Annotated in this window: 1 protein-coding gene; it reads left to right on the top strand. The window is 66.3% G+C overall.

The annotated features are described in order from the left end of the window. Positions 1–38 precede the first annotated feature (38 nt). Positions 39–1,675: Ig-like domain-containing protein (locus tag M2317_RS18325; RefSeq protein ID WP_429462708.1), on the top strand; the 1,637-nt coding region annotated here is incomplete at its 3' end.

The following is a 1,675-nucleotide window of genomic DNA, read 5'->3' as shown; positions in this document are numbered from 1 at the left end:
AGCGGAAGAGCACTCTGGCGGTGGAGTCGGGTGGCACGGTGTCGTACAACGTGTTGCCGGATTGGATCGACCCCGACGGCGACGACGTCTACCTGCAGGTCGTCGTACCGGCGAACGGTGACGAGGTCGACTTCACCACCGACGGCCAGATCACGTACCGTGCGGTCGCGAGCCCACCAGGACGCTACGAACTGCAGGTGGTCGTGGCCGATGGCTCCGGGGAGCAGTCCACCGGGATCATCCAGCTGGATGTGCGCCCCGTCGGCTCGACGCTGCCCAAGACCAACGCCGACCACATCGTGACGACGGTCGGATCGCAGGTCACCATCGCCCCGTTGACCAACGACACCAGCTCGAGCCGCGAGCCGCTGCGGCTCACCCGTGTCGAAGAGCGCGCCGGCACGACGATCGTCCCGGACTACCCGAACAAGACGTTCACGTTCTCCGCACCCGCCGTGGGTGTGTACTACGTGCAGTACCACGTGACCGCCGGCGTTCCTGCCGCGGTGGGCCTGGTGCGCATCGATGTGCAGGAGCCGTCGCAGGAGGATCTGGCACCGATCGCGGTGCGCGATGTCGCGCTGCTGCCGACCGGCGGTGAGGCGCTGGTGGGTGTGTTGAACAACGACACGGATCCGGGCGGTGGCGTCCTCGTCGTGCAGTCCGTGACGGTCGAGCCGGGCAGCGGCGTCTCCGTCTCGGTGCTCAATCACGAGACCCTGCGCATCGGGGATCAGGGCGGCCTGGACGACCAGGTCCGCATCAAGTACCGCATCTCGAACGGCACGAAGACGGCCGAGGGCGACGTCGTGGTCATCCCGATTCCCGCGCCGGACAAGCTGCTCCCACCGGTGGCCAACGACGACACCGCGGTGGTCAGGGCGGGCGACGTCGTGACGATCCCGGTGCTCGACAACGACACGCACCCGAATGATCTGGCGATGCACGTGGAGCCGGAGCTTGTCGAGCCGTTCATCGACCCCGAGGACGGTGAAGCGTTCGTCTCGCAGGATGAGGTCCGGTTCCGGGCAGGGCCCGAGGCGAAGACCGTGTACGCCACCTACAACGTGGTGGATGAGAACGGCCAGGTCGACGCCGGATACATCACCATCCAGATCCTCGCCGTCGACGAGGAGACCAACGCGGCCCCGCGGCCGCGTGATGTCACCGCTCGTACGTTGAGCGGGACGACGGCGAACATCGCGATCCCGCTGGACGGCATCGACGCCGACGGCGACTCCGTCGAACTCCTCGGCCTGGACTCCAATCCGAAGAAGGGCCTCGTTACCGTCGAGGCGAACTATCTCGTCTACGACGCATTCGAGGACTCCACGGGCGTCGACACCTTCACTTACAAGGTCCGCGACAAACTCGGCAAAGAAGGCACGGCGACGGTCCACGTCGGCATCGCGCCCAGCGAAGAGGTGAATCAGTCGCCGTACGCGGTGAAGGATGCCGTGGTGGTGCGCCCCGGCCGCGAAGTGGCCGTGCCCGTGCTGGCGAACGACTCCGACCCCGAGGGCGACAAGGTCGCCTTGGTGAAGAACGGTTTGACTCTTCCTGACGATGTTGCGGGCTTTGATGCGCGGGTGTCGGGTGATCGGGTGCTGGTTCAGGCGCCGGATGCCGAGGTGGAGACGTCTTTGCAGTACACGATCGTGGATGAGCGTGGGGC

The sequence above is a fragment of the Microbacterium sp. ZKA21 genome (assembly GCF_050434165.1).
In the GTDB taxonomy this organism is placed as follows: domain Bacteria; phylum Actinomycetota; class Actinomycetes; order Actinomycetales; family Microbacteriaceae; genus Microbacterium.
Note: the sequence above shows the minus strand (reverse complement) of the source record. Positions and strands in the feature narration are given on the sequence as shown.